The following is a 26,280-nucleotide window of genomic DNA, read 5'->3' as shown; positions in this document are numbered from 1 at the left end:
TTAATAATATATTCTTTAAGGCATAGCCGGTAATTTCCAGCCATCGCGATATGTATGCCTGATCAGTTCGTTTGCAAACTCAACGGCATTCACTGGGTCTGTCATTGTCTTATCAAATGTAGGATGTCCGTCTTTTATCTGGAAACCGTCTTTTATTACTGTACGGATAGTAGCAGTAGGACTAATGTTTGTAAACTTCATATTCACACCATCCCAATGCAGTTCCTGATTTAATGCCTGCAATCTGATAGCGAGCACTCCCATAACCACCATTTCGTTGAAAGGTCCTGCTTCACTGAATGGAGAGGCTGTTTCTACGCGGTTCTCAGGTGATTCCTTGCACGCACGCACCCAGTCCATATAATGGTCGTCGTTAGGTACTTCCCTCAATACTTTCGGTGCATCAGGCACACGACCCGACATCAGCCAAGGGTCTTTTCCGTAGCAACCACAGATCAATGTATCTTTTGTTCCATGGAAAATAACGCCTCCTCCGGCATCATTCATATCTTTACCTGCAGGGAAACCTTCGGGACGCATTGGTTTCAGACCACCATCGTACCAGATAACTTCTACTTCAGGCAAAGCTACCTTCGGCATGTTATCACGAGCAGGGAATGTAAGCTTCACTGTCTGAGCATTTGGGGCACAATCTGTAAGTAATAGCGTAGAGCTTCCCTGTACTTTAGACGGATAGCCCAGTTTCAAACCTTTAAACACCGGATGCAGAATATGGCAAGCCATATCACCAAGTGCTCCTGTACCGAAATCCCACCATCCACGCCAGTTCCAAGGAGTATAAATAGGGTTATAATCACGTTTCTTAGCAGGTCCTAAAAACAGATCCCAATTCAATGTAGACGGTACATTTTCCACCTCTTCGGGACGAGGCAAGCCCTGAGGCCAGATAGGACGGTCGGTAAAGGCTTCTACCTTAGTTACCTCTCCTATTTCGCCGTTCCATATCCATTCGCATACTTTACGCACTCCTATTCCCGACGATCCCTGATTCCCCATCTGGGTAGCCAGTTTGTGCTTATCGGCAAGCCTTGTCAGCAAGCGCGATTCGTACACTGTATGAGTCAGCGGTTTTTCAACATACACATGTTTTCCCATTGTCATGGCATCTGCCGCTATAATAGCATGCGTATGATCGGCTGTAGCCACCATTACGGCATCGGCTTGTTTACCCAACTGCTCGTACATTTTCCTGTAATCGTAAAATGTCTTTGCTTTAGGATATGCTTTAAATACATGGGCACTGTATTTAAAATCTACATCGCAAAGCCCGATAATGTTCTGACTGGCCATGCCTTTTAGCACTCCGGCTCCACGTCCGCCTACTCCGACTCCCAGAATATTGAGTTTATCGCTCGGCGCCACATGTCCGAAGTTCTGGCCTAATACTGTACTTGGAATAATGGTCAACCCAATCGCAGCCTTAGCTCCGGTTGAAAGAAATTTCCTTCTCGAAATGTCTGATGCCATAATTTTCTTGTTTTTTAGGTTAATAATATTTTAGATTTAATGGTACTATTTATCAGCTCAGGTCGCCTCTCACTATCTCTTCTTTGTCTTTGTCCCAATACATTGTACGTCCCTCGAGATAAGCGCGTGTACCCATATGTGCCGTAATGGCTTCCTCAAATGCCGCATCGATGCCACATGACGGTTTTTTATTTGTATCGCGTATGCACTCGAGCCATTCCCTTATATGCAGGAATGTAGTGTCGTAACGTTTTCCGCCCAGATAAGAGTATAACAGCCCGCGCTGAGCAAAATACAACTCGGTAGCCGAAGTAACGGCATCGACCTTACTCTTTCCGGGAACGTATGTATAGAAAGGCACATCGGGTTTTATGATTCCTTTTTCTATCTTTTCTTTGTAACGGGTAGATGCGCTGTCTACTTTTACAGTTAATGTATCGCCTACCTCCATAGATGCGTCGTGCCCCATAATGACTTTACCCCTGTTGCGGTTACTCGCTAATGTTGCACTATACAGCATTGTCATATTCTTGTCGGGGAACTCAAAGGTTGTCTGTAACACATCGGGTACAGTTCTGCCATCTTTGAAGAAGTAAACGCCACCCGACGATGTAGCCGAATGAGGGATACCTACACCCATAAGCTGATTGATAGCATCATACTCATGTGTTAACAAGTCGCCGCTAAGTCCGGTACTGTAATCCCACCAGCAACGCCAGCGGAAAAAGCGTTCGAGGCTGAATTTGTCGCGGGTATCGGGGCCTACATATTTCTCGAGCTTATATTTGGTCATATAGTCCATGTATTCCTTTACCCGTTCTTCGTTTCCTTCAAATTGCTTCCAGTCTATAGTCTTAGGATTGGCTGTAGGGTCTATGTCGTACACCCATGCCCCATTCGGATCGTTTCTGTTTGTACATACTTCTATAAGGCTTACCGGGCCAAGCAGTCCTTTATCGAGTATTTCTTTTGCCTTGTGGTAGCTGTCTACCTGACGCCCCTGATGCCCCAACTGGAACACCACACCCGTCTCTCTGATCACCTCGCGCACCATATAGGTTTCGGGGACTGTCCACGAAAGGGGTTTTTCTACATATACGTGTTTTCCGGCCTTTGCCGCATCCATTGCCATCGTACTGTGCCAATGGTCGGGCGTGGCAATGATAACAGCATCAATATCTTCAGCGGCAAGCATCTCCTGATAGTGACGGTAACGTTTAGGTAAGCTCTTGGGATCAATAGTTCCTTTATCTCGGATCCCTTCGCGGTTTACATTGGCTCCGGCAGCTATTCCCTGTTCGGCAAACGTATCGAAAATGTCACATACGCCTGTAAGCACCACATTGAGGTCTTCCTGCGCCTTAAAGTCTTCGTAACGGGTGTCTCTTTTGTCTTTTTTTGCAGCATCTATAAGATCCTGCAACGACTGGGGGGTTGCAAATCCGGCTGCTCTGAGCAGTTGTTTGCCTCTGATACCACAGCCTATTATTCCCAGACGGATTTGTTTGCCATTGGGTTGCAGATCGGCTATACCGGGCCTTTCGCTACTGAGCTTGAATACATCGCTCACATCCTGCATAGTCTTATTATGCTTCTGCTTAGAGTACACTCCGTATGCCAACGCACCCAGTACGGGCACTGTAGCAAGGGCTTTTATTGTATTGCGCCTACCTTGAGATTCGGGAAGCGGGTTATTTGTCGTTTTCTTGTCTTTGTTATTATTTTTATCCTCCGGAACGAGTTTATCTTCGGGTATCATAATAGTATATAGTCTTATTTACGGTTAAATACTTTGGAAATGTAGCGATCGAGCCCTATAATACGGGAAGTAGGAAAATAGAACAGCACCATGAGTGCACCTATTTCGATCAGATTCTTATCTACCCACAGATAAGAGCCTTCGGTGGGCATCATATATTCGGCTCCGATAAAAGGTGGGTGAGACAGATAGTACAATGCCAGAAAAACAATGCCTCCGACAGTGGCAATACGGGAAAAACAGCCCAAAATGAGCCCTAATCCGACAAGCGTCAGTCCGTAGATATTTATAAAATTGGATACTGCCAGTAAAGACGGATTTCCGGCAATACTATAAAAATACTCGGCAAAGAAGCCCTGTGAATCCATCAGATAAGGAAATGCTGTCCAGCTGGGATTCAGAATTTTTATTAGGCCTTCATATAAGAAGTGCCAGCCGATTAAAAGTCTCAGAATTACTAACCATAAGGTTTGGGCATGTGTGTACGTAAATTGTCCCTTCATGAATAATGTTGATAAAAGATTTATTTAGTTATACTTAATACAAGCTGATCATAATAAACTTTTTATATCTAAAAAGCATATAACATCTACTGTCAACGATTTTAAATCGCTAATAAGAAACCTTCTCATCAGTTTTATATCTAAACTGATGAATTTACAAATTCATGGGATTGTAGCTGAACAAATACGGGAATAAAGCTAGGAATATTTTAAATAAAGAACTATTTATTATTGTTAAAAAAAGTTGTCTTGTGCTTTTACAGAGCTGGTTATTCTGCTGCCGGACTATCTGCCGGATAAATTATATTTAATTGTTTTCTGATTTCATCTACTATTTCTATCGTGATCAGAGAGTTCTCATGACTGTTGATCTGCGACTTAATCTTTCGTTGCTGCACAAGATTTATAAATTCGGCTATTTCATAATAATATTCATGCAACTTATTTGGCTCACTTATCAGCGTTTCTCCTCCGCTGCGATATTTCAGCTTCACTTCGCTTATGATATTTATCCTGTCCGAAACGATTGTGCCCTCTTCTCCCTGTATTTCTGTCGGCAGAGCAGAATCGGCTATCTTGGAATACAATACTGTTGCATTCATCCCTTCATATTCAAAATTTACCGCTCCCTGTCCGTCTGCTCCGGTAGAAAGTTTAAGCCCTGTGGCACTGACTGACTTCGGTCTGCCGAATAATACAACCATCGGGTATATGGTATATACTCCTAAGTCCATAGCTGCGCCATTGGAAAGCGCAGGATCGAAGGCATTGAGTACAATCCCTTCTTTCAGCTTGTCGTAGCGTGACGAATACTGGCAGTAACACGAAAAATATCTGCGGATAGCACCTATATTCTTAATGTTCTCTTTCAATGCAAGGAAGTTAGGAGTGAGTGTCGGTTTCATCGCCTCCATCAGCGTTACATTGTATTTCTGCGAAGCAGCTATCATTTCTTTTACTTCGCGTGCATTGGAAGCAAAAGGCTTTTCGCACAGTACATGCTTGCCATGCTGCATAAACAGTATGCTTTGGGTTGCATGCAGAAAATTAGGGGAAGCTATGTAAACGGCATCAATAAGATCGCTGACAGCCATCTGTTCGAGCGAAGTAAAGGTATGCGGTATATTATGCTTTGTTGCAAACATATCGGCTTGCTCCTGCGTACGTGAATAAACGGCAGACAAGACAAAACGCGGCTCCTGTTTGGCTGCTTCCAGTATTTTTTCCGTAATGTTGTTAGTACCTATAATTCCGAAACGAACCTGACCTGAAGGATTATTTGATGTTGGCATAATACGAATTTTTCTGTTTATACAAAAATAGAGATTAAACTACCAATTCCATATAAGAATGATTTTTAAAAATGAAAGAATAGATGTAAATAGAGGAGATTTTACATTTGTTAGTATAATAGTGTGTTTTTCTCTATCAATTTATCTATAGATATATGCCAATAGTAGATAATGGTCTTTGAAGATACTTGATTTATAGTTTAATTTTGAGTCGGCTTTGTGAGGTTTTAATTAAAATCCATCTGCTCTGTCATACTGAGGGCGAAGCATCTTCTGTAGATGAAAGAGACTCTTCCCTGTGGTCAGAGTGACAGATATAAAAACTGAGCAAAAGTGTCAAGCTTTTATCACTGTTGACTGACAAAAGTGTTACCTTTGTTACCATTGGAAAAGCCAAGAATATACAACACATTTATTATAAGACAATTACAAAAAACAGGATAAAATGAAAACAATAAGCTTTGACGGCAACAATGTATATGACATTCCTTCTTTCTACGACGAAATAAACCGGGTGTTTATGGCAAATGTGGATTGGAGACTGGGGCAGAGCCTGGACGCCCTCAACGATATGTTTTACGGAGGCTATGGCGAGATAGACGGAGACGAAGAGATAACGCTGATTTGGAAGGGCTTTGAGAAGAACAGGGAAGATCTGGGCTTGGAGCTTACAAAAACGTATTACCTCAATAAACTGCAATCTCCCTCAATATTTAATATTGAGCTTATAAAAGAGAATCTCGCTGAACTGGAAAACGGTACGGGTAAGACTTACTTTGAGATCATACTGGAAATTATCGGCGAACATCCGAATATAAAATTGGTTCCCCAATAAGTATTGCACTTAAAACTAAACAATGGTAAGCTTCATCATTATATCGGTCTGTTTATCGTCTCCCAGCATGAAAAAATGCTTATCGAATTCGACAAAGCCATTTTTCTTATAAAAGCTTATGGCTCTTGCATTCTCTTCCCAGACACCTAGCCATACATAACGGGCTTTGTGATTCTTTGCGATCTCTATCGCTTTTTCGTAGAACAGTTGCCCGACTCTTTTCCCCCAATAATCAGTCAGTACATAGATCCGTTCGATTTCGAGCGCATCTTTGTCTTTCAGGTCTGTCTGCGATTGTCCGAAGTTTAGTTTCAGATAACCAACTATATTGTCACCGGATATAGCAAAATAGAATTGCGAATCTTTATTACCAAGCTCAGAAGCCAGTTTCTCCGGAGAAAAGCTGTCTTCTATATATTTTTTCATATTCTCTTCGGTATTATCTGCCGAAAAAGCCTCTACAAAAGTCTGCCTGCTAATAGCGACAAGGCTTTCTATATCGGACTTTTCTGCCTTTCTTATCAAAATCTCTTTCATCAAATTATGTTTGTTTTAGTGAGATACAACCTTAAGTCCAACAATAGAGAAAATTAGTGTGGAGATAAAGAACAGCCTCCAGAAATTAACCGGTTCGTGGAAGAAGAAGATTCCTATCAGCACCGTACCCACAGCACCGACACCTGTCCACACCGCATATGCTGTGCCCAAAGGTAGTGTTTGTGTAGCTTTCAGTAGCATAGCCATACTACATGTTAAGAAAACAATAAAACCCGCAGTCCACCAATATTTTTCATTCCCGGTTGTTTCTCTGATTTTACCCAGACATGAAGTAAATCCGACTTCCAGTAATCCCGCAACAATTAAAATCACCCAATTCATAACGTATTATTTTGCTGCAAAGATCATAAATAGTCAGCAAATAGGATTTTACAAATGATAAAAAATTACCTTAATTTTGCCCTGATACGACTCAATGAAACCTGAGTTATCCCAAGATATGAAGCAATATAAGATAGCTGAACCCGCTGGAGTAGTTCAGGGTTACTTTTTATCAGCTCGATATATCTTTCCGAAGCTGTTTTAAATTGCCTTTCGATAAGCCTCTCCTCGGTTTTAAGTAATTCCTGCTCTGCAAATTTTCGTCCCCAGTTTGCAATATAGACATCGTTTATAAACAGATCATTCAAGGCACTTGCATTCAGTTTGTATAATACACAGTCTTCGAGCAATTCAATATTCTCATATCCTTTCTGATTGTTAACATAGCTTTTCATCGATACTATTGTATCTCCTTCTTTACCAAACCAGAAAGTGACTTCTCCATCAGGGGAATTGGTATAGGCACGAACAATACCTTTCTTAATAAAATAGATATTTCGTTCTACTTTGTCAGCATTAAGCAGGCGATAGCCCTTAGTATATTCCAGTTCAGTAACAGCATCTATTATACTCCTTCGGGAAGTCGTTGGGAGTTCATATATCTTATCTAAGATTATTTCAATTTCCATATTATTTCAGAACTAATTTATCTATAGAGTAAAAGTAATAATTAAATGACAGGAATATAATCTTTATATTATATGAATTTTACCCATTCAATTAAGTCATCAAAAATGCACAAAATAAGAGCATACTACAGGATTGCTACAGAGTCATTGCTTTATTTTGCCATTATTAACGATAAAATAATGAATGTTATGAAAAAGAAAATTTTAGTATTATTTCTTAGTATGCTGATTCTTGGAGGCGTTAGCTCTTCTATTAATGCTCAAAATATCGATACTGATTTTTACACCTACTATAACAGCATCGAGAGCAGGTCTTCCACGTTGAGTGCTGAACAGATGAAAGAACTGAAAGAGCTAAAATGGGGAATCGGGCAAAAATTCGAATCGATAAATAAAAATAAAGGTCTGTCAGGTTATGAAAAAAGAGAGAAGAAACGCGAGCTCAAACAGCAATTAAATGCAGAGATTGATCGGATCATTGCTAAAAACGAAAAGTCTGTTAATGATGAATACAGAGGTGGTCTTTACGGGAATAGAAATCATCATTCGCCTAATGATGGCTATGCCGAACTAGCCAGAATAGATGCCAAGATAGAGGCAATAGAAGCGAAACTGGACGCGAACAATGATAATGATCATATCAGCAAAAATGAAAGAAAATCCAGAAAAGCAGCTCTGAAGGCCAAGAAAAAGAAATTGAAATCTGAAAGGGATGCTATAAAACGTAAGTATGGAATATATTTATAGCAAATATTATATTACCACGCATAGTATATCTCTTATAATCAGAAATATATAAGCATTTATTATTTAGAATAAATACAAATTAAATATATTAACGTATTTTTTACGAAAACTATTTTGGTGATAAGAAAATTCACTCTAGCTTTGTTTACGTAATAAATACGTTAATATGTTTTTATAGTAATAATCTCTAAATTTTACAGCTATGTTTGGAATCAATCACATCAAATTCGACTCTATGACCCATGTGTTTTATTATAAAAAAGGGGCTTTACAAAAAGAAGGCAGGGGATTATCTTTCTTCTATTTTGCACCGAACAGTTCTATAGTAGCCATACCTATGGGTAGTAACGATCTGCCTTTCATTTTTCAGGAATCAACTAATGATTATCAGTCGGTTATGATACAAGGACAGATAAGCTACAAAATCGGCAACCCTAAAATGTTAGCTGATATATTGGATTTTACGGTAACTGACTCGGGCTCTTACAAAAAGAATGATATTGAAAAACTAAACCAGCGGATAATCAATGAAGCCCAGACCTCAACCTCTTCTTTTATACATAATATAGGATTGAAAGAAGCGATACGTTCAGGAAAAGAGATCGAAAACCGCATTCTTGAAGGGTTGAAATCTTCGGAAGCAATCAGTATGCTCGGAATAGAAATACTTGGAGCAAGTGTCTTGGCTGTGCAAGCTAGTCCTGAGATGACGAAAGCTCTGGAAACAGAAACCCGCGAACGCCTGCAACAGGAAGCTGATCAGGCAATATACGAAAGACGAAACTTCGCGGTAGAGCAGGAACGCAAGATCAAGGAATCTGAACTTAATACTGAAATTGCAGTGGAAGAGAAGCAAAAACAGATTGACGAAAAGCGTATGGAATCGGAAGTGCAACGAATGGAAAATAACCGGAAACTGCGTGAAATGAATATCGAGGCTGATATTGTTGTTGAAAACCAACGTAAAATATTCATTGAACAAAAGACTGAAAATGACAAGAAAGAAGCCGAAGTGCAGGGATTCCAGATCGAGGCAATGCTGAAACCATATAAAGAAATGGATTGGAGATCGTTGACAGCGTTAGCCGGACACTCTGACGCTCGTAACAATATTGCTCTGGCATTCCGTGAATTGGCACAAAATGCTGAAAAAATAGGAAATCTGAATATCAGCCCCGATTTGTTGGAATCTATCCTAAATAACAAAAGACCTGAGAAAAAATGAGTATAGAATATGCTATAATAGTAAAAAATAAAACAAGGCTTGAGGCTTTAGTAGAACGCTTCAATACAAAGTCTCAGGCTAAGTTTTATATCGAACGGCTGGGAGGGAATTTTCAGGACTATGAAATAGAAGATGAGATTTTCCATAATTCGCTGAATTCATTACAATCTCAACTATCAAAGGTAGTCAAACATAAGATTGTAGACCGCACCTATCTCCCATCCTACCTGTTCTCTGACAAAAATGTGATTGTTGTTATCGGACAGGATGGGCTAGTTGCCAACACTGCAAAATATTCGCAGGCAAGACCTATTGTTGCCGTCAATCCTGATAAGCAGCGTTACGATGGTATTCTTCTCCCTTTCGACACCAGTAATTTTATCGGAGGAGTAGAAGATGTATTATCTAATAATTACCAATCGAAGAAAGTCAATTTTGCAGAAGCACGCCTAAATGACGGACAACGATTGTTAGCATTCAATGATCTCTTTATTGGTGCTTCGTCACATATTTCGGCCAGATACAAGCTATCTTTCAATAATAGCGTAGAGGAGCAATCTTCGAGCGGAATAATCGTATCTACACAGGCCGGATCTACCGGATGGCTGAGCTCGGTGTTCAACATGGCTTATGGTGTTACCGGATTGTTTGAGAAAAATGTCAAACCCAAGCAGCCTAAACTGAAAGACAATCAACTGCTATTCGCTGTACGTGAACCTTTCAAGAGCATTCGCACACAGGCAGATATTGCAGTAGGAATGATAAACAACAAAAACAATCTTCGGATAGAATCTTTGATGCCGACAGGTGGAATAATCTTTAGTGACGGAGTAGAATCAGACTTCCTCCAATTCAACAGTGGTGCAATTGCAACAATAGGTATTGCCAACGAAATAGCCAATCTCGTAAAGATTTAATACAAAATTCAGTACATTCGCATAAATAATAACCGTAAAGCGAATGAGTACCAATTATACAGGACAGGATAGAGGAGATAAGAAAAATTACCAGCAATATCTGGAAGCAATGGATGCTATATCTGTTGAAAAAGTAGCATCAGCCAGCGTATTTTTTGAATCCCGAAAAGGAAATACAATTGTCGATGTCGGCATGGCATCAGGTACAAGTACAGCTATTCTGGCAAGGCTTTTTCCTGAGATGAAAATAATCGGGGTGGATATAAACCCTAAGATGGTACAAATAGCACAGGATACATATAATTATCCAAACCTATCTTTCAGGGAGGATGATGGCGAAAAACTGCAAACCTTTTCGGAAGATTCTGTCAGTGGCTTCTTTAACTGCTCTGCTATACACCACATTACTTCATACAATGGCTACGATACCAACAGGGCATTGAATACCCTACGCAGACAGGTTGAATTATTAAAAGATAAAGGCGTACTAATTATCCGCGACTTCGTCAAGCCTGAGGAACAAGAGATTATTATTGAACTATCATCAATAGATAAGCCGAATCGCCCTGATGATGCTGAATTATTTATACAATTTGCACAGACCGCACGTTCACTGGTATCAGCTAACGAAAGAGGATTCCCCATACAGGAAATAAACGCTATAAAAAAGAATACTCGGCGATTTCAGGCATTTTACACTGATGCTGTTGAGTTCATCCGCCGCAAAGACTATTATGCCAATTGGGACATTGAGCTACAGGAAGAATATGGCTATTTTACACAGGAAGAATTTGAAGAGATTTTCCGTGAGTTAGGCTTACGCATTATCCTGTCTTCGCCTATCTACAATCAATGGATTATAAATAACAGATACAGGAATCAATTTGGCATATACAACTTATCCGGAAAAAAGATAGGCTTCCCTCCTACCAATTACCTGATTGCCGGAGAGAAAACATCGGGAGGGAAACAAGTGCAGTTAATAAGGCATCTTCCTGTTCAGAAAGATTCTTTCTTGCATTTCTCTTTTTATCAGAATCTCAAGACAAAGAAAGTGTATGATGTGGTAGAACGTCCTAATAATGTACTCGATATTATTCCTTTCTATAAACATGAGAATGGTTTTACAATATTGGCAAAGCATGGCTATCCCCGCCCATTGGCCAATGTAAAAACAGATAGTGCAATTTTGGATGATAAACATTATAGTGGCTACATCCCCGAAGGAATAACCATTGCAGAAACCGAAAATATAGAAGACATTCTAAATAAACGCTTTGGCATAAGCAAAGATCACTATACCAATATTTCTCAATCATTAAACTACTATACCTCACCCGGAGGTATCAATGAGAAAGTAGCGTCAAAACTGATAGAACTAATTAAACCCGCAACTGTAAACAAAACTCTATCAGAAGGGTTCTCCGGCTTTAAAGAGTCGGGATATATTCACGAATATGAGGCTGCCCAATTGCTGAATACAGCACAGACAGGAGCTTTGGTAGAAGCACGTCTAGAGCTGAATGTCTATAATCTCTTTTTCAAAAAAGAGATACCGCTTCCCCAATGGCTGGGAGAGAAGATGAAAATAAGGTTCGACAGGTTTATCGAACCCACCCCTTTTTCAGAACTATTATCTCTGCATACACAAGATTATGAAAAGAGCGAAAAACAGGCTGGTTTTCTAACTACCAGAAGAGCATATTTCTCTGAAATGGGAATAGAAAACAGCAATGCAATTTTTGAATATGTATATCCTTCGGCTGTAAGTTCAAATACACTGGTTACATTACCTGTACTCAAAAAGGGAGGGCAGATATATGTAGGGTTGGAAGTGCGAAACCTGCCTGTTCCACAGATTCATTCGGGAAACAGCACAATTATAACTGCACCGGCTAAACGCTTACCAAAGGAAGTATGTACTATCCATGATTTAGAGGAATACATTTCAGATATGAGAATAGGTAGAAGGAAGATTGAGCGTTATTCTAAATTGGGTGAAAAATATTTTCCTAGCGTCGGCATTTCTACCGAACAGGTGTATCCTTATCTTGTATGTCTTGACGAAGCTGATAAAAGCCTCAGATGGGTCAGTTTAAAAGAACTATATAACAATATTGATAAAATTGAAGATGCTCATTTACTAATATGCTTATGCCGGCTGATACATACCACAAACTTCCTGCCTCAGCAAGATGTAAGAGACTTAAGTTTTGAGAACTTTGTTGAGTTTATAAATGACAATTTTATCTTTTCAGATAAAGTCTCTATCACAAAAGATACACTTGTAGAAAAAGACTTGGGAATAACCGGAGACGATGGAGAAGAATTCCTTTTGGCAATACATGATGAGTTTGGAATAGACTTCCGTGATGAAACAGGCTCGATAAGAAAAGCCTTCAACCTGAAAGAAAATGAATACCTCTTTCAAGGCGAAGGCCTTAGATTATTTGATTGGAAGAATGATCGGATTGTACCCTTTACCGTCGCACAGTTTTATGATGTAATAGTAAAAGTTAGTAATGATACTTAAAAGCAACTATAAGTATTTTGATACACATTGGGTTGCAGCATCATTAGCTGACACTATAAAACTCTCACCAGTAAACACTTGTACGATTTCTATCTGTTCGATAATATGACTATTAAATTCAGCCAGATCTTCAGCCGGAACCCATAGCTCGTTATGTATGAATCCGCCAACATTATGAACTTCATACTTTTGCAGATAGTCCGTCGGCAGATCAAACTTAGTCACAATACCACAGTAGCCGGAAAATTCATCCTTTGTATTCCATTTCTCAGCTATCTGTGCTGCATATTCCTGATTGAGTACAGGATAAAATATCGGCTGCCATTCCAGTCGCGGAGGAAAAGCCTTAAAATTTAAGTCAATTATTAATTGTAGTTCTTTCAGACCTATTGGCCTGTATAATGTCGTTTTCATAAATATTCACTCAAAATCATAGACATATACATCTATGTCATTCATCAATAACGTCTTCTCAATAAGAGGCTCCACCCTATCCCATTTTCCTCCGGCCAGTCCGCAACCTATACGAGGCATATGGACACTTGCACTTAAAGTCTTGGCTTCCTCTACGAGTTTTTCCAGACAAGTTTCAATCGCTTCATAGCGTACAGGTACGCCGGTGCTTCTGCCTGTCTTAGTTCCTCTTTGCCCAATCATATTGGCGACGTATATATAAGGCTCAACCTTAATAATTTGGATATTACCTAACGCAAAATCATTCTTTGCACGTTCTCTGTGCCACAACCGATATGCTTTCTCCGGTTCCGGCCAACGTTTGGATATTGCTAATACAAAGCCTTTACCCCAGCCGCCAATATCATTAGATATGTGGGCAATTATCTTTGTGCCGCTTGCCTGTGGCGATGTAGCATCACCTTTCAGATATGTCATTGCTTTCATTATCAAGCCCTTTAATCTATCTCTAATCGTTTTATCATCTCATCCGAAACAGGGCTTTCCTATTTCGTCCCGGTATGTCTGATAGACAACTATTGTGTCGCGGTCGTAATCGGCTCTTACTTCATATTGTTGCATTTTTTCCCCAGTCTGTCACATAATTCCATAATATCGCCTTTACGCGCAAGTTGATCAATCCATTTTTGTGGTATCGCATCGAATCCATAAAGTAGCCCTGCCAATCCTCCGGCAATGGCTGCTGTAGTATCGGTATCACCTCCTAAGTTAACCGCCTTAAGAACAGTTTTATGATATGAGTCCTCATTCATCAAACACCAGAAGGCTGCTTCCAGAGAGTGTAAGACATAACCGGATGATGCTATTTCATCTTCCTTATATTTTTCTATATCATTATTCAATAACCGCTCAAATAAAGACACTTCTTTTTCATTAAAACCCTTACCGTCAATGTAACTCAATACTTTATTCTGCATGTTTTTATATGCGGCTCTTTTCTCAACATTTTTCAATATCTCCAACACGAAAATGATATATATAAAACAAGCAAATACAGATCGGAAGTGGGCATGGGTTATGCTCGATATTTCCTTTACTGTTTTGTATATTTTATCTAAATCTGACTCTTCAGCTAAATAAAATGCTATAGGAAGTATTCTCATTAGAGAACCATTTCCATTATCGGATTCCATCATGTTACCCGAATAACGAGGAGACTCTCCTTTGATTAATCTTTGAATTGAATATCTGGTAGAACCTCCAATATCAAATACTTTATAATGAGCCCCCCAATAACCTGTTTGATACCATTTTACAAAATTGGTTGCAATGTCATCCAGATCATATCCTTTACAAAGGCTTTCTGCTAGACAAAACGTAAGTGAACTGTCATCAGACCATGTGCCGGGAGGTTGGTTCCAACACATATATCCAAGATAATCAACTACCGGATTCTTCTTCAAATAACTCCTATCTTTAAATTCTACAGGGACACCCAATGCATCACCGACTGCAACTCCGAACAAGGCACTATGTATTACATTATCTTTCATCTCTTTTTAACCAAAGGCTAGAAGCCCCAATCTTATCTTTCATTTTTTAAGTATTCTCTTCAAGTAGGCAATATCTAACAAATTCACTGTCTCAAATCCGCCTTTATAAAACACAGCCCAGTTATTGAAAACACAAGGTAACTCCTTTGCTTTTTGTAACGTATTCACCTGAATTAAAGATACAGGTACATCGTTCATTTCACAATACTGTTTTACCGTCTCAATGCCTTGATAAACGTAAGGACATTGCATATCATAATAAATTGTCAGCTCTTTGCTTTCGATTCTCTCGTTCTTAGCATTTTGTGCAAACTTTGGCTTTGTTCCATCAAAAGAAAGAGCAAGTAATTCATATCCATTATCGGTAGTATCAACAGTCTCAAACCCGAACTGCTTTGCAAATGATTGATCGGAAAGCCAAGTCTTTTGTTTCTTCGCCCCGAGCATACAAATTCCGGATTTACCTTTTTCTTTAGCATCAGCCAAACAATACTCCATCAGCGATTTTCCATACCCTTTTCCTTTATATTCACCCAAAACCCACAAGCAATGTATATAATAATAGTTGTCACCAATTATGGGAACCCAAGCCGTTTCAAGGGGAGCATATTCAATAAAAACAGTAGCCTTTGCATTTAACTTTCTGAAAACATGACCTTCATTTAGTCGGTCTGAAAGCCATTGCCGTTTTGCCTCGATACCCGGATGAGATTTTCTACTGCGGATAATGCAGCATAAATGCTCATTGGCAAGATTTTCTGTTGTTATATTTACAAAATCAGTATTCATATGTTATCTTATCCTATCTCTTACTTCCATCAAAGCAAAGCCCAACAGATTTTTACCTCGCCATAACTGTGGGCGTTCTGCATTCTCATTGCTCTTTCCCATACCAATCCCCCAGATTCTGTCTCTCGGACTGGCCTCTACTATTATCCTGTTCTTTGTACTCTGCAAGAACTCTTTCAGATTCTCATGTTGAGAAAACTTATGATAATTACCTTCACAAACAATATCAAAACAGTTCTCTCCCCAAACTACCGGATCGAAATTCCTTACCTGCCTACCTAATTGTTTGGCTTCCGCTGGAGATTTAGCAATTAGTATCTTTTCCAGCATTTCTGTATCGCTAAAAAGCTCGGCTTTCTTTGCCATCATCCAATGTTCGGCAGTTTTATAGTATATGTCATCAACGGTGAAACCGTCGTGCCACCACTGACTAAAGCATGATGCTGTAACAGAACCGTCTTTCGATGGTACATGCCCCCAGAAGAAAAGATATTTGACATTCTCTTTTTTCTCAACCTTATTCAGCAGCCATTGTAGATTGTATGTAGTATATTTCATTATTGTTAGTTACTTATATTATCTGCTTTATTATATCTTTCAATTCTATAAGGAAAGATGTGCTGTCTTGCTGTATTATTAGCGCATTTTTCATCTTTTCCAAGAATCCTTCATATTCATCAATATTGACATACACTACCATTCCGTTCTTACTTAAAACATTCCTTACTATCTTTTCGGGAAGGTTTGTTGCCAAAGTTGTCCCCAATACAAATAGAATCCCGCTGTGCTTTGATATTTTAAGTACCGTATCCAGTTTAAAATATCGTTCATTATACCGTTCGTCAAACCAAAGTACATGAGGGCGTAGATCTTCATTACACTTAGGACATCTCAATGCCTTCCACTCTTCTTCGGTTATTACGTTTTTGTCTCTATTTTCAAGATTAATTTCCGGCGGAAAAGGGTAAATATCTGACGAACAATTATCACCACACCTGACATAGTCGAAATCGCCATGTATGAGATAAGTCCTCTGCAGACTATTTCCTGCCTTTTTATGCAGACTATCCACATTCTGAGAGATCAAGGCAAAATTATCCCCAATCATCTGCTCGATATCATAGAGAGCAAAATGTCCTGCATTAGGAGCAGCTTTGGTTGTTATTGACTTTCTGTACAGAAACCATTTCCACACTTCCATAGACGCTTTGGAGAACATTTCGAAAGTTCCTATTTCCTGTGCTTTATAGTTGACCGAACCCACAGTCCAATAGCCATCCTTTCCCCTAAATGTAGGTATACCACTATCTGCTGAGACTCCTGCCCCTACAAGGAATGATATTCTGCTGTTTTTTGAAAGACACAGCTTCAACTGCTTTATTATCTTATCATCCATCACAATTCAAAATAGAATCCTGTTTTCGTCAATTCTTCATATCTGTCTTTATCGAAACTGTATAACTTTGGTGCTCTGTTACGTGCTCCACGTTGCATTTCTCCCGTATCGATCAGCAAGCCGTAGCTTAATATCTTTTTCCGGAAGTTCCGGTCATCCAGATCTGTTTGTAATACAGTTTTATACAGATGAAATAGATCAGGCAAGGTAAATTTCTCGGGAAGCAGCTCAAATCCTATCGGCTGGTATTTGATTTTTCCTTTCAGTCTCTCTTTAGCTATCTCCAGTATATTTGCATGGTCAAAGGCCAATTCCGGAACATCTGAGATTGAGAACCATTTGATATTTGTTGTATCCATTCCGGCCTGTGCATTATAATCCGAGAGTTTTACCAATGCGTAATACCCTATGCTGATAACGCGGAAGCGCGGGTCACGCTTTATCTCAGAGAATGTATAGAGCTGTTCCATATAAATATCTTCTAGGCAGGTCTCTTTCAGCAAAATACGTTTGGCACACTCTTCTGCAGTTTCTTCTTCGCCAACAAAACCTCCGGGCAAAGCCCATTGTCCGATGAATGGTTCAATAGATCTCTCTATCAGCAATACCTTTAATTCTCCCTCATCGAAACCAAATATAACACAGTCGGTAGTAACCGCCGGACGAGGATATTCGTATGTATATTTTCCCTGTTGTTCCATCTTTATTTTATATTTATGTATTTTTTACGGAAACAAAGAAAAGGATATTTCTTGAAACAACAAAATAGTTTGCGTATTTTTTACGCATATGTCATAAATTTAAAAAATAAAACAGACGGATTCCTGTATGAAAAATCAATGGTGAGAGTGTGTGACTAAATTTTCAGAATGAAAAGCATACGAAAGTATTTGCACTCCTCGCGCCCCAACCGAGAAAATTTTTATAGTTTTCTCGGTTATTTTTTAGGACACAGGATTATCTTTTATGTTTGCCTTCTGCGTTATCTTTTGTTTTTGCTGAATTATACTCTCTGAATTTACCTGACCGCACAGCTTCCATAATATTAGCCGGAGGACGCTTATTCTCTAGTTCGTTCTTCATAAAGTCCATATAAGGAGCTACATGCCTGAAAAACTTGTAGTAACCTTTGCATAGGTAATTCAGCCCTTTTTCTCCGGTCTTGGTCTCTATTATCCTGTTTTTGGGACATTCTCCGTAACAGGCAAATAAGAAGTCGCATTCTTTGCACTGTGTAGGAAGTGCATTGTATTTGTCATTACCAAAATTGATCTGTTTGTCGGAATACATCATTTCGGTCAATGTATGTGTGTAGATATTCCCGATCTTATATTCGGGGAAAACGAAATGATCGCAGGCATATACATCCCCGTTAAACTCCATAACTCCCGCATGGCCGCAAGTCCTTGCCATGGTACAAACACCTGGCTGTTCGCCCACCCAATTGGCTAGTGTAGAATCGAAATACTGAATATAATAACTGCCGACACCCTCTTTTACCCATTCATCGAAGATAGCTATAAGGAAATCACCCCACTTTTCAGACGGGACTGACCAAGGAGCCAGCTTCCCGTCTATTTGCTCTACAATAGGTGCAAATTGTATATAATGACAATCGATACTTTTAAAGAAATTGTAGAATTCCAGCGGATAATCAACATTATAATCATTAACTACCCCCATGACGTTGAACTCCACATTATGCTTCTTCAATAGCGAAATACCTTTCATCACATTGAAGAACGAAGGGCGATTATCCCTTGTTTTTCTATATACATCATGGCAATGTTGCGGTCCATCGACAGATACGCCAACTAGGAAATTATTGTCTTTAAAGAACTTACACCAGTCATCAGTTAATAACGTGCCATTTGTTTGAATAGCATTATCTATCTGGCGTCCTCTTCCATATCTTTTTTGCAGTTCAAGCGCCTTTATATAGAAACTCTTATTACGCATCAGTGTTTCGCCGCCATGCCAAGTAAAAAGTACCTGATGCATGGTTTGAGAGTTGAGGTATTGCTCTATAAACCTTTCGAGAAGTTCTTCGCTCATCACATAATTTTTCGCATCAGGATAAAGGTCTTTCTTTTCCAGATAGTAACAATATTTGCATCTCAGATTGCATACAGCCCCGATGGGTTTCAGCATAATATACAATGGACGCGAAAAAGGTGATATATAGTTTGAAGTTGACATATCTTATTTAATTGAAATGAAATGAACTGCACTCCGAAGTTTATATTTTCCTGATACTTTATTCATTCTAACAAAAGTAACCTCAAATTCTTTAAATTGTGTTATTCCTTTGAATTGAGACCTTTCTTATATCTCCAATTCCGATAATATATCTTTTAATACAGTGGTCTTACCCTGTTCATTAATAGTTGTAACATCATCGTAAACTAGACTTACATTCTCTTTCTTATTCTCTACCGAAAACAGGGCTTCTCCTTTAGAAGTCAGGTTCAGCGTTACTATCCACTCCCCTACTTGAATTTTATTCGCAGAAATGTAGCGAGGAACAAGTCCTGTATCTTTCTGATTATGTGTACTTATTACTGTTGCAAAGCGACAAATATTTTTCTTTGGTGTTGTTGCTGTAAAGTGCCAATGATCATTATACGGTGCAAAATGGCCTTTATCGTCAGCTCTCAGCCAATTTATTGCAGGATAAAAGAATTTGCTCGATTCTTCTACTTTCAGCCTATCGTTCGAGAACAAATATGCATCCGATACCCCGTCGGCATTAGTTGCTTTTATATGTACAAAGTCTTTTTGCTCATCCACTATCATCGGATTTTCAACAGTATGTAGCAGGTAGTTCCAATTGACATCTGTATAGGCTTCCAGTTCATCGTAAATGAAGATTAAATCAGCCCCACCCAATTGCACAATATGCCGGCGGAAGGTTTTCAGATGATTTTTATCCCATCCGTTTTCGGGCGTATATTCAAGTTCTGATAGTCGCCCACGCTCAAGCCAAAGCGGTGAGGTCACTTCTCCATATGCATTAGATGCATCACCTACTACATAGCCTATCTTACTGCCCGAATAATAACGCGGAATCCAGCCATAACCTTCTGTCCCTATCTTTTGCCCCATGCCATTCACCAAAATTGTATTATGGGCTCTTGTACTTCGGTGCGAATAGATACTATGCTGGTCGGTAAAGCTGATATGATGCCCACTACTGTAAAACAAAGGCTTCCCTCCATAGAATGTATTAAACGCATTCTGATTGGCCAATGCATGAGAGGTAGAGCCATAAGGACTGGAACGAAAACTCAGCATCGCATTTTTCTTAAGGCTGCGCCAGTCAGACATAAATGACGCCAAGCCCGATTGAGGGAAAATATATGCCAATGGAAGGCTTTCCAACCCTTTGCCAATTGGTAGCGGCTTGTGGCATTGCAGCCTGAACCACGAAAGATCGCCTGCCTTTCCCATAAATCCCCGCTGCATAAGTTTGGGGTCGCCCTCATTAATGATGCGTACATAATCGGCAAGATAAGTATTGCCTCTTAATTTGGCTAACGCATCGGCATAAGCTAAACGGGGGCCATTTGGTTTCAGTATATTCTGATGCGAACTGCCATTTCCTCCCGATTTGGAAAATGGCGGTTGCTGATAGATTACATACATAGCAGAGCCCTTGTACCAAGGATCGGAGAAAAAATCATATCCGCTTATCCGGCTATAAAAATAAGGGACTTCTATCAGGGTACGGATATTTACATGGAAGTACGAGTCGCCATTGTGCCAGCCACCATCGGCATTAAGCCCTGGAAAGCGTGCCAGCCATACATTGTAGCAATATTCAGTCCATTTCGATGCTTCGGGCAATTCTCCATAGACGGAAAAAGCTGCCATAGTGAAGATGCGCAGATTCATTTGCCAGTTATGGTTATCGGCAATATGATTTTCCAGATGATTGACAAAACCTTTGAATATTTTAGTCCCGTTTTCCTTTATTTCGCCTAGCAGGAATTGTTTCTGACTATCGGTGAGGAAGTTATAAAAAGAATCGTAGGCCAATGAAGATATTGATAATAATGTTGCATGATTGAAATCGCCAACAAGATACGGTGTTTCCCTCCAGCTTACCATTTCCTCAATGCGTTTCATGGCGGCATCATAATAAGTATTATCCTTTGTCAGCACATAGGCTCTTATCAATACCTCTATATTAGACTCTTCCCTGTCTATAATCCGGCGGCTCTCACGAGTTAGTAAAGCGTTCTTTTTCACAGCATTGTCTAGTCCGCTAACTTTACTTGTATCTATGGCATTAGCCAGACTGACAAGTTTTGTATGCAATACCTTGTTGGCTCTTTCGAGATACCATTCGCGTTCCTGTGCATTTTTATTTCCGGCTATGAAATCATCCCACTCACTTTCGGAAATCAATATGCGGGGATGGCTTGCCGGCAGCTTTCTGATAACTTCGCTGTAAGGTGGCGGGCAGAATTTATCAGGATTTTCTTTTACAGTGAATTGTAATTTTTCAGACCATTCTGTTTTATCTCCATCTACATAGGCATATTGCCAATACCACTGTCCCGGCGATAAAACTTGTTCGGGATTATAGAAAGGCCATGATGTTTCGGCTGTTATGACATCTTTCTTTAAGGCAACATCTTTTGAGAATCGAATCTTATAGTTAACTGCATTTTCATCGGGTTTCTTCTTATGTTTTTCCGGCTCCACTCCGTCAAGAGCGCTACCACGCGCTCCCGCATTATCTTGGAGAGGCCACATAAACGACACATTGCGATCAAAAACCTGAGCATTGTCCAGTGGTGACGAGGTTTCTCTCATTTCGTGCATCAAGGTATTCTCAATTAATTTAATAGTTGACTGAGCTTGTACGCTGCATGTTATAAGAGAGAATATAAGAATAATATATAATCTGTTTTTCATAATGTGCCTTCTTGAAATTTTAACTAAAAAGTAACGAAAGTTACACTTTTCCATTGTTTTTCCATCTATTACTTTTTTGCATATAAACATATGGTTATTAACTATGTATAGATAATTATCTTAGAAAAACATTGAGTATTAATTAACAAAACATAATCCCGCAGCCCCCATAAATCCCGCCTTGTTACCAAGTACAGCACGTTCTATCGTCGTATTGACTGCACAATCGGACATTACATAAAGCTTTGTCTCTTCTCTGATTTTATCGATATAAAACTCACCGGCATCGGTCAATCCTCCACCAACAATCACTTTCTGCGGACTGAAAATATTAATAAAGCCGGCAATAGCATGCCCTAAAAAGCTGCAATTCTCATTGATAGCAGCAATTGCCGTATCGTCTCCCGACTTGTAGAGGTTTATAATATGTTCTCCGTCCACATCCGGCGATGATGACTTGTGTTTTTCTTCATACATCTTCCGGTAACGTTTAACCATAGCTGCGGCAGAAGCATATGTTTCGAGGCATCCGACCGAACCGCAAGCACATGGCTCGCCATTGGCAACGAAAGGAAAGTGTCCAAGTTCTGTACCGCGGTTTTGGTATCCGCCATAGAGTTTTCCGTTAATAATTACAGCTCCGCCTATGCCCGTACCTACTGTAAGGAATACGACATCTGTACATCCTTTGGCTGCACCAAAGCGGGCTTCGGCAAGCCCCATTACATTGGCATCGTTGTTCACATACGTATCGAGTCCTGAATGTTCTTTTACAATCTTTGCCAAAGGAATATTTTCCCACTCCGCAAGATTCTCCGCACCGCCCAATACAATACCGTTCTTTTCATCTACAATACCGGGAGTACCTATGCCTATGCCACAAATTTCCATATTGTTTTCTTTGGCATATTGTATCGCCGTATCTACAGCCAATAGCAACTGACTGATAATTTCCTCAGCCGATTTGTCAGCATAAGAGGGGATCTTGCCTTCTTTTACGATAGTCCCCTCATTGCTGACTAGTCCATATTTTATGGACGAACCGCCTAAGTCTAAACCTATTGCATATTTCATTGCCCAAATACTATTAAGTTCTTTCTACCCATATAGGAGAACTCCATGCCCACTGATTGTCGCGCTGGCGTACACGCACATAATAATAGTCGGTGCTTTTCTCCGGCTTATCATCGGTCATAAAGTGCTCAAATGTAAATGCTGATGCCGGAATAGCACGGTGGAACTGTATAGCTTCGCTAAGCCATCCGTTCATAAACTGGGTTTTAGTGCCCTGCAACAATTCAGCCAAGGTATAGTCGAATTTCTTTCCGTTAAATTCAACTGTAAATACACCCGATTTTGACATTGTTACATCCAGAATAACTGCCTGCGTAGAGGCTGTTACTGTGTTTGGATTCTTGGTTGTGTACATCTCCAGTTGTACGCTCTTACTATCTTTACCCAGCACCCTGTTCACCATTGTCGGTTTTTCTTTCACCCCTTTTTGAGGCGATGTGTAAGGTGCTCCGCGGAAACAGGAAGTAACCTCGTTGATAGTACCGTTATTTATCTTGATAGAGCCATCCCATTTCACTGGTTCTTCGAAGCGGTTCCATCCGAATTCGAACTTAACTTTAGCCCTTATTACATCTTCTGACGGAATATGAGGTGTTAATGGCCCACTGATGCGCCCTACGGTTTGTCCGTTTTTCACAATGTCGATGTAGTCGATAGCACTTTCACCTATCACATTCACATATATGCGCCTGTTATTGCCTTTTATTATGTCTCCTATCAGGGCATCGTTGATGCGGAAATCAATTAATATCTTGTCGCCTGTTGCACAACAAACTCTACGGTTTTGCAATGCATCCCAGATAGCCTCACGCGTGAGAGACGGAGCAAAAACACCGATACGCCCATCGCCATAGCTTCCCGGATAGCCAGCGTGCTGGTCGGTAGAACCCATAATTCCAAATTTATGACCCTGGTTCAATCCGTACATGATAGTGCCTTCCCAGTGGCGAGGCCCCATATCGTGCAGATAAGGATAATCTCCCAAGTCGCTTTCGGCCAGTCCATGACGCGAATACATTTCAACAAAAGGAGTCTGCTTACCTTCCGAGAAGCATTTCCAGTTATAGCCTCTGTATCCTTCCTGATAACCCATGTGGTGAGGAGTAATAAAGGTTTTCGTTCCCAGAAGTTTCTTCTTTAAGTCTTCAACCGAAGTACATTCAACTAATGGTGCGTTCAGGTCGTAATTCAAAACCACATGGTCGCCATGTTCCATACTGTGGCATTCGTAAGACAGGAATGTAAGGAATTCGTTTTCCTTATTGTATTCATTCGTCATTTTCACATACTGCTCCCAACCTCCTGCACGCAGACGGCGAAAAGCACTTTCATGATATTCGATAACCCATTCTAAGCGGGGATCATTCTTACCCGGAATATCGGGCCACATAGCATGCGGAGTTACTGATACGAAGTCGAGTTGTCCTTTGGCAGCCTCGAACGCCTCTTTCATCCCTCCATGACCGTATGTAAGGTTACAGTGATTGTGAATATCGCCCCAATACACCTTCAGATTGTTGTCGGCACCCAAAGGAATTTCCTTATTCCCTTTAGCCATAGCACTTGCTGTATTTTGTAGTAAGCTTCCTCCGGCTGCTATACCAGCAAGGGTTACTCCGGCACTTCTTATAAATTTACGTCTGTTCATCATGGTTACATTTAGCCCCCTAGATCCCCCGAGGGGGCTTACAGAGAGGGTATTAGTTAATAATACAATTTGTTATTCTTGCTTTAATTTGTCGCGGTTTACTCTTGAGCCTCCCTTAGGGGAGGTTGGAGGGCCTGATCTTTATATAATTCCCTGTTTTGAGCCAGTATACTTCCCAGCTCTTTCTGTATATCTGCATATTCCGGTTGTGCATAGAGATTGTTCATTTCTTTAGGGTCGGTTTGCAGGTCGTACATTTCCCATTCATCGATATCGTTGTAGAAGTGTATCAGTTTATAGCGGTTTGTTCTTATGCCATAGTGCCGCTTCACGCTATGTTCGGCAGGATATTCGAAGTAATGGTAATAGACTGCTTTCCTCCAGTTTTCAGGAGTATGGCCTTCATTATATAATACAGGTAATAAAGATTGCCCTTGCATATCGGCTGGGACTTCAACGCCTGCAATATCGAGGAATGTAGGGGCAAAATCTACATTCATGCTCAAAGCAGATGTGATGCTGCCTGCTGTTATTGCTTTAGGATAGCGTACCACTAAAGGCATGCGCTGGCACTCTTCGTACATGAAACGTTTGTCGAAAAAGCCATGCTCGCCTAAAAAGAATCCCTGATCGGAGGTATAAACGATGATTGTATTATCCAGCTCGCCCATATCTTCAAGGCATTGAAGTATCTTGCCTATACCCTCATCCACAGCTAAAGTAGTAGCCAGATAGTCGCGCATATATTGCTGATATTTCCAGCTTATAAGCTCTTTATCTGTCATCTTATTGGTGCGGAACTCTTTGATGCGCCGGGCATAAACATCGTTCCATTTATCTTTGGTAGATTGTGGCATACGGTCATACACAGCTTTGAAACGTTTATCAGGAAAATCATCCTTGGCCAGTTCCTCGGCCGTTGCAAGCTTCAAGTCCCAATAATTGGTCAACGTTTTAGCTATTGACATATCTTGCTCTTTAGCAGCGTGGCTGCGGGTAGCATAGTCGTCGAACAAATTTTCAGGCTCGGGGAAAACAACATCATTGAATGCTCCTAAATGCCTTTCGGCAGGCATCCAATTGCGATGAGGAGCTTTTTGATGCACCATCATGGCAAAGGGTTTAGATGTGTCCCTGTTTTTTATATAACCGATAGCCTTATCGGTAATTATATCTGTTGCATAGCCTTGTTCCTGAATAGCTTTGCCATTTTCCATGAAGTCGGGGTTGTAGTAATCACCCTGCTCGTGCTGCCCTGTCAATATACTCCAGAAATCAAACCCCTGCGGTTCTGAAATCAAGTGCCATTTGCCTACAATAGCAGTCTGATATCCACTACGTTGCAGTATTTTAGGAAAAGTTTCCTGATTGCCGTCGAATGTTTTGGCATTATCGGTGAAACCATTAATGTGCCCGAACTTACCTGTAAGAATACAAGCGCGTGACGGGCCCGACAATGCATTGGTGGCATAGCAATTATCGAAACGGATGCCTTCGTTTGCTATGCGGTCTATATTGGGTGTTTCTACTAGTTTGCTGCCATAAGCACTGATAGCCTGTGTGGTGTGGTCGTCCGTCATAATGAAAAGTATATTAGGACGCTTTTGTTCCTGAGGCTTTTCTTTGCAACTAACAAGTGTTAGGGGCAAAAGTAGAAGTGGAGTGTATTGTTTCAT

At 40.2% G+C, this 26,280-nt stretch carries 24 protein-coding genes; 5 read left to right on the top strand and 19 right to left on the bottom strand.

Annotated elements, in window-relative coordinates; genetic code table 11:
• Positions 1-15: 15 nt before the first annotated feature.
• The 4 genes from M2448_RS09045 to M2448_RS09030 all read right to left on the bottom strand — a co-directional run bounded on the left by M2448_RS09045 (position 16) and on the right by M2448_RS09030 (position 5,042).
• The gene (locus tag M2448_RS09045; RefSeq protein ID WP_280645835.1) at positions 16-1,488 is read right to left on the bottom strand and encodes a Gfo/Idh/MocA family oxidoreductase; all 1,473 of its coding nucleotides are present in this window, start codon (positions 1,486-1,488) and stop codon (positions 16-18) included.
• 52 nt (positions 1,489-1,540) lie between these two features.
• Positions 1,541-3,247, bottom strand: coding sequence for a Gfo/Idh/MocA family oxidoreductase (locus M2448_RS09040; protein ID WP_280645834.1), 1,707 nt, complete (start codon positions 3,245-3,247; stop codon positions 1,541-1,543).
• Between the two features lie 14 nt (positions 3,248-3,261).
• Complete coding sequence (locus M2448_RS09035) at positions 3,262-3,750, bottom strand: DoxX family protein (RefSeq protein ID WP_280645833.1); 489 nt, start codon at positions 3,748-3,750, stop codon at positions 3,262-3,264.
• Positions 3,751-4,019: 269 nt separating this feature from the next.
• Positions 4,020-5,042: a Gfo/Idh/MocA family oxidoreductase gene (locus M2448_RS09030; protein ID WP_280645832.1), complete on the bottom strand. Its 1,023-nt coding sequence runs from the start codon at positions 5,040-5,042 to the stop codon at positions 4,020-4,022.
• 445 nt (positions 5,043-5,487) lie between these two features.
• On the opposite strand from M2448_RS09030, the gene M2448_RS09025 reads away from it, so the two are divergent.
• Positions 5,488-5,877, top strand: a complete 390-nt coding sequence (locus tag M2448_RS09025) for a hypothetical protein (protein WP_280645831.1) — start codon at positions 5,488-5,490, stop codon at positions 5,875-5,877.
• A gap of 15 nt (positions 5,878-5,892) precedes the next feature.
• On the opposite strand, the gene M2448_RS09020 is transcribed toward M2448_RS09025, so the two are convergent.
• The 3 genes from M2448_RS09020 to M2448_RS09010 form a co-directional block, all read right to left on the bottom strand.
• Positions 5,893-6,414: a GNAT family N-acetyltransferase gene (locus M2448_RS09020; protein WP_280645830.1), complete on the bottom strand. Its 522-nt coding sequence runs from the start codon at positions 6,412-6,414 to the stop codon at positions 5,893-5,895.
• Between the two features lie 15 nt (positions 6,415-6,429).
• The gene (locus tag M2448_RS09015) at positions 6,430-6,756 is read right to left on the bottom strand and encodes a multidrug efflux SMR transporter (protein WP_280645829.1); all 327 of its coding nucleotides are present in this window, start codon (positions 6,754-6,756) and stop codon (positions 6,430-6,432) included.
• 65 nt (positions 6,757-6,821) lie between these two features.
• Positions 6,822-7,385: a Crp/Fnr family transcriptional regulator gene (locus M2448_RS09010; protein ID WP_280645828.1), complete on the bottom strand. Its 564-nt coding sequence runs from the start codon at positions 7,383-7,385 to the stop codon at positions 6,822-6,824.
• Between the two features lie 189 nt (positions 7,386-7,574).
• Between M2448_RS09010 and M2448_RS09005 the strand changes: the two genes are divergently transcribed.
• The 4 genes from M2448_RS09005 (at position 7,575) to M2448_RS08990 (ending at position 12,807) form a co-directional block, all read left to right on the top strand.
• Positions 7,575-8,132 (top strand): hypothetical protein, encoded by a 558-nt coding sequence (locus M2448_RS09005; RefSeq protein WP_280645827.1) that lies wholly within the window; start codon positions 7,575-7,577, stop codon positions 8,130-8,132.
• Between the two features lie 202 nt (positions 8,133-8,334).
• Positions 8,335-9,357, top strand: a complete 1,023-nt coding sequence (locus tag M2448_RS09000) for an SPFH domain-containing protein (RefSeq protein WP_280645826.1) — start codon at positions 8,335-8,337, stop codon at positions 9,355-9,357.
• Positions 9,354-10,274 (top strand): hypothetical protein, encoded by a 921-nt coding sequence (locus M2448_RS08995; protein WP_280645825.1) that lies wholly within the window; start codon positions 9,354-9,356, stop codon positions 10,272-10,274. The genes M2448_RS09000 and M2448_RS08995 overlap by 4 nt, the downstream gene beginning before the upstream one ends.
• Before the next feature lie 43 nt (positions 10,275-10,317).
• Entirely contained in the window at positions 10,318-12,807 is a 2,490-nt protein-coding gene (locus tag M2448_RS08990; RefSeq protein WP_280645824.1) for a methyltransferase domain-containing protein, read from the top strand.
• A 6-nt stretch (positions 12,808-12,813) separates the two neighbouring features.
• Here the strand turns inward: M2448_RS08990 and M2448_RS08985 are convergent, their stop codons facing one another.
• The 12 genes from M2448_RS08985 to M2448_RS08930 all read right to left on the bottom strand — a co-directional run bounded on the left by M2448_RS08985 (position 12,814) and on the right by M2448_RS08930 (position 26,280).
• Entirely contained in the window at positions 12,814-13,221 is a 408-nt protein-coding gene (locus M2448_RS08985) for a hypothetical protein (RefSeq protein WP_280645823.1), read from the bottom strand.
• Positions 13,222-13,227: 6 nt separating this feature from the next.
• The gene (locus M2448_RS08980; protein ID WP_280645822.1) at positions 13,228-13,707 is read right to left on the bottom strand and encodes a macro domain-containing protein; all 480 of its coding nucleotides are present in this window, start codon (positions 13,705-13,707) and stop codon (positions 13,228-13,230) included.
• Between the two features lie 116 nt (positions 13,708-13,823).
• Entirely contained in the window at positions 13,824-14,774 is a 951-nt protein-coding gene (locus tag M2448_RS08975) for an ADP-ribosylglycohydrolase family protein (protein WP_280645821.1), read from the bottom strand.
• Positions 14,775-14,813: 39 nt separating this feature from the next.
• Positions 14,814-15,563: an N-acetyltransferase gene (locus M2448_RS08970; RefSeq protein WP_280645820.1), complete on the bottom strand. Its 750-nt coding sequence runs from the start codon at positions 15,561-15,563 to the stop codon at positions 14,814-14,816.
• Between the two features lie 3 nt (positions 15,564-15,566).
• Positions 15,567-16,121 carry an NADAR family protein gene (locus M2448_RS08965; protein ID WP_280645819.1) on the bottom strand — a complete coding sequence of 185 codons (555 nt, stop codon included), beginning with the start codon at positions 16,119-16,121 and terminating at the stop codon, positions 15,567-15,569.
• 13 nt (positions 16,122-16,134) lie between these two features.
• Positions 16,135-16,959 carry a Sir2 family NAD-dependent protein deacetylase gene (locus tag M2448_RS08960; protein ID WP_280645818.1) on the bottom strand — a complete coding sequence of 275 codons (825 nt, stop codon included), beginning with the start codon at positions 16,957-16,959 and terminating at the stop codon, positions 16,135-16,137.
• Positions 16,959-17,660, bottom strand: a complete 702-nt coding sequence (locus tag M2448_RS08955; protein WP_280645817.1) for an NUDIX domain-containing protein — start codon at positions 17,658-17,660, stop codon at positions 16,959-16,961. Before M2448_RS08955 ends, M2448_RS08960 begins: the two co-directional genes overlap by 1 nt.
• 256 nt (positions 17,661-17,916) lie before the next feature.
• On the bottom strand, positions 17,917-19,158 hold the full coding sequence (locus M2448_RS08950) for an anaerobic sulfatase-maturation protein (protein ID WP_280645816.1): 1,242 nt from the start codon (positions 19,156-19,158) through the stop codon (positions 17,917-17,919).
• 126 nt (positions 19,159-19,284) lie between these two features.
• Positions 19,285-21,882: a DUF4962 domain-containing protein gene (locus M2448_RS08945; protein ID WP_280645815.1), complete on the bottom strand. Its 2,598-nt coding sequence runs from the start codon at positions 21,880-21,882 to the stop codon at positions 19,285-19,287.
• A 138-nt stretch (positions 21,883-22,020) separates the two neighbouring features.
• Positions 22,021-22,956 (bottom strand): ROK family protein, encoded by a 936-nt coding sequence (locus M2448_RS08940; protein WP_280645814.1) that lies wholly within the window; start codon positions 22,954-22,956, stop codon positions 22,021-22,023.
• Positions 22,957-22,969: 13 nt separating this feature from the next.
• Positions 22,970-24,604: a Tat pathway signal sequence gene (locus M2448_RS08935; protein WP_280645813.1), complete on the bottom strand. Its 1,635-nt coding sequence runs from the start codon at positions 24,602-24,604 to the stop codon at positions 22,970-22,972.
• 98 nt (positions 24,605-24,702) lie between these two features.
• The gene (locus tag M2448_RS08930; protein ID WP_280645812.1) at positions 24,703-26,280 is read right to left on the bottom strand and encodes a sulfatase; all 1,578 of its coding nucleotides are present in this window, start codon (positions 26,278-26,280) and stop codon (positions 24,703-24,705) included.

It is taken from the genome of Dysgonomonas sp. PF1-14, assembly GCF_029892965.1.
In the GTDB taxonomy this organism is placed as follows: domain Bacteria; phylum Bacteroidota; class Bacteroidia; order Bacteroidales; family Dysgonomonadaceae; genus Dysgonomonas.
This window is presented reverse-complemented; position numbering and strand designations above follow the sequence as displayed.